General features: G+C 54.5%; 6 protein-coding genes. 1 reads left to right on the plus strand and 5 read right to left on the minus strand.

The genetic code is table 11. From position 1 onward, the window contains the following. Positions 1-7: 7 nt before the first annotated feature. Genes HZ297_RS11430 through HZ297_RS11445 form a run of 4 tightly spaced genes read right to left on the minus strand, consistent with a single transcriptional unit; the run spans position 8 to position 6,211 of the window. Complete coding sequence (locus tag HZ297_RS11430; protein ID WP_178863850.1) at positions 8-1,636, minus strand: ABC transporter ATP-binding protein; 1,629 nt, start codon at positions 1,634-1,636, stop codon at positions 8-10. A gap of 26 nt (positions 1,637-1,662) precedes the next feature. Continuing rightward, on the minus strand, positions 1,663-3,012 hold the full coding sequence (locus HZ297_RS11435; RefSeq protein WP_178863851.1) for an ABC transporter permease: 1,350 nt from the start codon (positions 3,010-3,012) through the stop codon (positions 1,663-1,665). Then, a complete protein-coding gene (locus HZ297_RS11440) occupies positions 3,012-3,989 on the minus strand; it encodes an ABC transporter permease (RefSeq protein WP_178863852.1) in 978 nt (325 codons plus the stop codon). The genes HZ297_RS11435 and HZ297_RS11440 overlap by 1 nt, the downstream gene beginning before the upstream one ends. Then, positions 3,989-6,211 (minus strand): ABC transporter substrate-binding protein, encoded by a 2,223-nt coding sequence (locus HZ297_RS11445; protein WP_343034830.1) that lies wholly within the window; start codon positions 6,209-6,211, stop codon positions 3,989-3,991. The genes HZ297_RS11440 and HZ297_RS11445 overlap by 1 nt, the downstream gene beginning before the upstream one ends. Positions 6,212-6,377: 166 nt before the next feature. On the opposite strand from HZ297_RS11445, the gene HZ297_RS11450 reads away from it, so the two are divergent. Next, a complete protein-coding gene (locus HZ297_RS11450) occupies positions 6,378-7,157 on the plus strand; it encodes an enoyl-ACP reductase FabI (protein ID WP_178863853.1) in 780 nt (259 codons plus the stop codon). Between the two features lie 67 nt (positions 7,158-7,224). Here the strand turns inward: HZ297_RS11450 and HZ297_RS11455 are convergent. After that, positions 7,225-7,319 (minus strand): IS3 family transposase (locus tag HZ297_RS11455; protein ID WP_178862052.1); only part of this gene is annotated, 95 nt, incomplete at its 5' end.

A 7,319-nucleotide genomic window follows, 5' to 3' on the forward strand; every position in this document is an offset into this window, starting at 1 on the left:
CAGCCACTCACCCTGCCAGCGCATCGCGCACCAGCTGCGGCGCCGATGCCAGCAACTGCTGCGTATAAGGATGCTGCGGTCTGCGCATAATCGCCTCCACTGCCCCCTGCTCGACGATCCGCCCCTTCTGCATCACCGCCACGCGGTGCGCGATGGCCGGAATAATTGACAGGTCATGGGTAATAAACAGATACGACATCTGGTACTGCTGCTGCAACGACTCCAGCAACGCCAACACCTGCGCGCGCACCGACACGTCCAAGGCGCTGGTCGGCTCATCGCAGATAATCAATTCCGGCTCCACCGCCAAAGCGCGGGCGATGCCGATGCGTTGACGCTGCCCGCCGGAAAACTCATGCGGATAACGGTATTTATGTTCAGGCAAAAGCCCCACCTGCATCAGCAACTCCTCAATGCGCCCATCCTGTCCGGCCCTGTCTTTGGGCCCCACTTTCAGACTGGTCATGCCTTCACGGATAATCTCGCCGATGGTCATGCGCGGATTCAAGGCCGAGAACGGATCTTGAAAAATCACCTGCACCTTACGGCGCAACGGCCGCATCTGCTTTTCGTTGAGCCGGGTCAGGTCCACCTCCACCCCGTCTGCACGATAACTCACCTTGCCGCCGGTGGCATTCACCAGCTTCAGAATCGCCTGGCCGATCGTGCTTTTACCGCTGCCCGATTCGCCCACCAGCGCCAACGTCTGTCCCCTGGGAATTTCCAAGGTCACGCCGTCCACCGCTTTAACGTAGCCCACGGTGCGCTGAAACAGACCCTTTTTAATCGGGAAATGCACCTTGAGGTCATTGACCTCCAGCAAGGCGGCTGTTTCCTCGATTTGACGGTAGCGTCGCTCCGGCACCGCATCCGCCAAAAGTTTCTGCGTATAGGGATGTTGTGGATGACTGAAGAAATGGGCTTTGTCCGCCTGCTCGACAATCTCGCCCTGGCGCATCACCGCCACACGGTCGGCCATCTCGTGCACCACGCCCATATCATGGGTGATAAACAGAATCGACAGACCGCGTTGCTCGCGGATCTGCTTGAGCAGCTGCAAAACCTGTGCCTGAATGGTCACATCCAACGCGGTGGTCGGTTCGTCGGCAATCAACAACTCCGGCTCGCAAGCCAGCGCCATCGCAATCATCACCCGCTGTTTCTGTCCGCCGGAAAGCTGATGCGGATACCAGTCGTAACGGTTGGCCGCATCGGGAATCCCAACCTCTTCAAACAGCGCCACCACTTTGGCGCGCGCCGCTTTGGACGACAGGCGCAGATGCACGCGCAACACCTCGGCCACCTGATCGCCCACTTTCATCACCGGGTTCAAGGAGGTCATCGGCTCCTGAAAAATCATCGCCACTTGCTTGCCGCGCACCGCCTGCATCTGCTGTTCGGTCAGCGTCAATAACGACTGTTCATGCAAATTGATGCGCCCGCCGCTGATGCGCAAGGCTTCCGGCAGCAAGCGCATAATCGCCAGACTCGTCAGCGACTTACCGCTGCCCGATTCGCCCACCAGAGCAAAAATCTCACCTTTGCGCACTTCAAAGGAGATCCCCTTTAACAGCGGCGTTTCACCCACCTGAATCTGTAGATTTTCAACCTGTAAAACCTGCGGAATAACCTGCATATTTTGCCTCTTTAGGATTGCGGGGGTTATGACGTTTGCGAACGCGGGTCAAGCACGCGCTGCACCCGGTCCGAAAACAAATTGGCGGCCAGCACCAAACAAAACATAAAAATAAAGGCGGCAAACAGCGACCACCAGACCATCGGCTCGCGCGCCATTTCCAAACGCGCCTGGTTAATCATATTGCCCCAGCTGTGCATGGTGGGGTCAACCCCTACACCGACATACGACAACACCGCCTCCGCCAGCACCAAGCCGCTGAAATCCAGCACCACCGCAATCAGGACAATATGCATCACATTCGGCAGAATGTGGCGGCCGATAATCGTGAAACGGCTCACGCCAAACGCCCGTGCGGCGGTCACAAACTCGATCTGGCTGATTTTCAGGGTTTCGGCGCGCAGCAGACGGCACAACCCGGTCCAGCTCGTCATTCCCAGAATCAGCACCAAAAATAGTAGACGCATATCGGCACGCTCCTCGGTGGAGCTGAACCATTCCGGATGGTTGCCGATCATGACCTGCATCACCAGCACCGCGGCGGCGATCAGCAAGACGCCCGGAATGGAGTTCAAGGTGGTGTAGAGATACTGAATGACATCATCTACCCAACCTTTGAACAGGCCGGCTGCAATCCCCAACAGCAAGGCCACCGGCAGCATCACCAAGGTGGTCAGCACACCAATCAGCACGCCGGTGCGGATGCTTTTGAGGCTTTCGTACAACACATCGCCGCCGACCTTGTCGGTACCCAGCACGTGGTAGGAAAAACTTAATTGATAAAGCCAGCTCATCGCCAACAGCAACAGCAATACCGTCAAGTAAGCCGTTTTCCACGGCAGCTGCGTACGCCCCTGCCATACCGCCCGGGCCTGAGCAACAAACGAGACGTCATTAACACGGCTTCGCCACAAAAGATGCACAGCAGTCGCCAAAGTAAAAATCAACAGGCCGGCCAGCAGAGCTTTGCCGCTTTCCCACAGCATCGAGGCCGCAGGGTTGATATGCTGCAGCGGCTGATAGAGCATCGCCACCGTGCCGTCCTCCAGCGTCTGCAGGGTACGGTTGTACTCGGTCAAGGCAAACGGCGCCGAATAGGTGCGTTCCTGCACCGTGGCCAAATGCGCCAACAGCGCGTCAAGCACGCTCTGCAGACCTTGCCCCGCCTCCTGCTGAGTGAAATGAATCGAATCCAGCAACGCCAGCAGCACGTAGAACAGCAGCACAATCGCCGAAACCATCGCCACCTTGGATTCAAACACCTGCATCCATTGGCGGCGCACCTGCACCGAACGACTGACGATTCTGCCCCACGCCGCCAGCGCAGCAATCAACCCCCAAATCAAACCATCGGTCCACAATAAGGTCAGACTCATCACTGCAACCTCACGCGCGGATCAAAATAGGTATAGGAAATGTCGGTCAGAATCAGGCCGACGATATAGAGCACCGAACCGAGGAACACCATCGCCTTGACGATGGCAAAGTCCTGCGCATTGATCGCATCAATGGTATAGCTGCCCAGCCCCGGAATGCCAAAGAACGACTCCATAATCAAGCTGCCCATAAACAGCGTCGGAATCACCACGACCACGCCGGTCAGAATCGGCAGCAGACCGTTCTGCAACACATGGCCGAACAGCACCTTGATTTCGGACAGCCCTTTGGCACGCGCCGTGCGCACATAGTCCTTGTTGATCTCCTCCAGAAACAGGCTGCGATACCAGCGCACCCCGCTGCCCAATCCGGCAAACACCCCGATGACTACCGGCAGAACCACAAACTTCAAACCGTCCCAGCCGCCTTCGTAACCGGAAATCGGCACCCAGTGCCAGATTTTGCTGAACAGCAACTGGCCGGCAATGATATAAAACAGCCCCGATACCGACATGATCGCCACCGCCACCATCATGCTCGCCGTGTCCAACACCGAACCGCGGAACAACACAATCAAAAGCGCTAGGGCGATATTCGTCACCAACGCGATCACAAACGTCGGCAAGGCAATCTGCAGACTCGGCCACATGCGCTCGTAAATATCGGCCGAAATCTGCCTTCCGCTGTCAGATTGGCCGAAATCGAACACAAACAGCTTCAAGGATTCTTCCACAAACAAGGTGTCGGAAATTTTCGACAGGCCGGGTGCCTCGCCATTGAAAAACAGCGGTTTGTCGTAACCGTGATCGGCTTTCCAGGCGGCGATCATCTCCGGTGTGGTCTGTTTGGCACCGAGTTGCGCACGCGCCATGTCTTCGGGCGTGTTGACCATAAAAAACAGCGCAAAAGTGATCAGATTCACGCCGATCAGAATCGGCACGGCAAACAACAATCGACGAATAATATAAGCCAACATCAGAAACGTTCCTCCGTTGCGACCAGGCGTTTGGTCTGGCGCGCACGATAGGCGCGGTATAGCGGATAAACCGCCAATAGAAGCAGCGCGAACACTAAGATCAACGGCCAAATGACCGGCTGGTTCCACTGTTGCTGCATCGCCGTCCGTTGTGCGGCGTCGATGCGCTTGTATTTAAGGGTGTTATTGGCCAACGGATTCGCCCAGACATTGTGATACCAGCCGTGATAGAGCGCCAAGGACTGCGGATAAAAACCCCAAACCCAAGGCGCGTCGCGTTGCGCAATAGCCACCATCTGCGCAATCAAATCCCGTCTTTCTGGAGAATCGGCCATGGTTTTGATCTGCTCGAACAAGCGGTTGAATTCCGGATTATCGTAATTGGCGCTGTTGATGCCTGCGCCGTTGGTATGAATCGCCGCATTGCCGCCGTACAGCAAGAACAGGAAGTTTTCCGGATCGGGATAATCGGCATTCCAGCCCCACACGAACATCTGCGCCTTGGCACCGCGAACCTTGTCCTGAAAACGGTTGTAATCGGTGGCACGAATCACTAGCTCAATCCCCAACTTGGCGAACTGCTTGCGGTACCAGTTGAGCTGCGCCTTGCTGTCGGGGCCGGTCGCCGGGGTATCAAAATAGAGCGTCAGCGGCGAACCGTCGGGCAGCCGTCCTTCGGGATAACCTGCCTCAGCAAGCAGGCGTTTGGCCTGCTCAAGCGCTTTACGTTGTGCGCGGCCGTTTTGCCATTCAAACGTGTAGGGGTTCAACCCGGCCTGTCCGGTTTGATAACCGCTGATTCCCGGCGGAATCGGCCCTTGTGCGGCCACACCGCGGCCGTTGAGGAAAATGGTGATGTATTCGTCGTAATTCACCGCAATGCTCAACGCCTGGCGCAGTTTTCGCTGTTGCTCGCTGTAACCGCCCACCACCGGATCGGCCATATTGAATCCAAGATACATAATCGTCGGCTGGACCGTCGTCAGAAAACCGATGCCCTTATCCTGCATCTCCTGTGTCAGCTGCATACCGCCGCCGGCGCCAATCGAAACCGCCTGGTCGAAACTGTCCGAACTCACACCGGATGCATCGTAATATCCCTGCAGAAACTTGTTCCACAAAGGCACGCTCTCTTTTTCCAGGGTATAGACCACCTCTTTGATGAACGGCAGCTTTTTGCCGGCATCGTTCAACAAAGCCGCATCCGCGCCTTCGGCCAAACCATCAACGGGATAGAACTCATCATGAAAATTCGGATTGGCGACAAGCCGCATGCGTTTATTGGGATTGTTTTCCGCCAGATAATAAGGCCCGGTACCCACCGGCGAGGTATCGAGCGTAATGTTCTTGGCCACCAATCCGGGCTGTTTGTAAAAGCGTTCCGCTTCCCACGGAATCGGCGCGAAGAAGTTCATGCTCAACCAATAAAGAAACTGCGGATACTCACCTTTAATGCGGATGGAAAATCGATATTTATCAATGACTTTTACGCCTGAAATCGCGTAATTCCTTAAATCGAAAAAACGGTTTTTAACTTGCGGATCCCCGGCGATTTTGGCGGCATAATCCTCACTGGCCAAACTCGAAAACTCGCGCAAACCAACAATGTAATGCTGCATGGTGTCCAGTATCGGCGAGTGGTTCTGGCGCAACCCCATGCGCTTGATGGCATACACATAATCTTCGGCAAGCAACTCCCGCGTGCCCTGCTCCTTGAAATCCGCCACGCTATGAATCGTTTTGAGTTGCGCCTCACTCAAATCGCCGTACTTGAGGCGCCCGTCCTGCATCACAAAAGCCGGATGCGGCTGGTAAAAGACATTGGGCTTTAACGTCAAGGTGTATTCGCTGTAAGCAACGGTTTGATTGTTTTGCAGCGCTTGCCCCGCAGCGTTCAAATAGCGAACCTCAGGCAGTGTTTGCAGGGTCAACGGCTCCAGCGTATAAGGACGTTTTAGATAATGATATTGCAGAGGCGGTTCGTAGATTTGTCCAAGAATAGACCATTCGTTGGAACTGTAGGAGACTACCGGATCGAGGTGCTTGGGCGGTTCGGAAAAGGAACTGAACAAGGTGGACGACTCAATCTGCGCATGGCTATAAGGCTGATTCCACAACGCTTGACAGCCGACTGACGAAAATACCGAAAAAAGCAGCAACGCCGACAACAGAAAAACAGACAATCCGTTGGTTTTTGCAGACCCCATCCAGCGATTTTTCACTAAAGCCCCATTACTTGAGATAGACAAACAATTGCCATTATAGCGAATAATTTACGCCAAATTAGCGTTATAATGCTGCGATTAACTTTGTCTTAATGTTAATTATTTATGCGCTGTCATCCAACCTTTTACTGCTTAGACAGCGTTCTACATAATGGAGAAAAACATGGGATTCCTAACTGGAAAGAAAGCCTTAATCATCGGGGTTGCCAATAACAAATCGATTGCCTATGGCATTGCCAAGCAAATGCACGAGCAAGGCGCTGAAATCGCCCTCACCTATCAGAACGAAAAATTGAAAGGACGTGTCGAAAAAGTCGCTGAAGAACTGGGCTCATCCATCGTACTGCCATTGGACGTCGCCAACGATGAGGAAATCGCAGCGGTTTTCAGCGAACTGGCCAAAACCTGGACTGACGGGCTGGACATCCTGGTGCACTCGGTCGCCTTCGCACCACGCGAAGAGCTGGAAGGCCGCATGATCGACGCTTCCAGCCGTGAAGGCTTCAAAATTGCGCACGACATTTCCGCCTACAGCCTGACCGCCTGCACCAAAGCCGCATACAACATGCTTAAAGCCAAGCAGGGTGCGGTTTTAACCGTTTCTTATCTGGGGGCGGAACGCGCCGTACCTAACTACAACGTCATGGGTATCGCCAAAGCATCACTAGAAGCCACTGTCCGCTATTTGGCGGCCGATTTGGGTCAGGATGGTATTCGTGTCAATGCTGTGTCTGCAGGCCCTATCCGCACTTTGGCGGCAGCCGGTATTAAAGACTTCCGCAGCATGCTGGATAAAGCCGCCGCCTCTACACCCTTGCGTCGCAACGTGACGATCGAAGAAGTCGGCAATACCTCCGCCTTCCTCTGCTCCGATCTGGCCTCGGGCATCACCGGCGAAATCACTTACGTTGACGGCGGCTACAATATCACCGCGTCGAACTAAGCAGAACCTCGCTTTAAACCTTAAAACCGCACTTGTTGAAGTGACCCCAAAAACTTGGACATTTTAGTTAAGCGGTACCCAAGGCCTGATTTCGATACTCTATCGGACTCAGGCCTTTGAGTTTCTGCTTGATGCGTTTGTGATTATAGTACTCAATATAGT

The sequence above is a fragment of the Thiomicrorhabdus cannonii genome (assembly GCF_013391695.1).
GTDB classification, from domain to species: Bacteria; Pseudomonadota; Gammaproteobacteria; order Thiomicrospirales; family Thiomicrospiraceae; genus Thiomicrorhabdus; species Thiomicrorhabdus cannonii.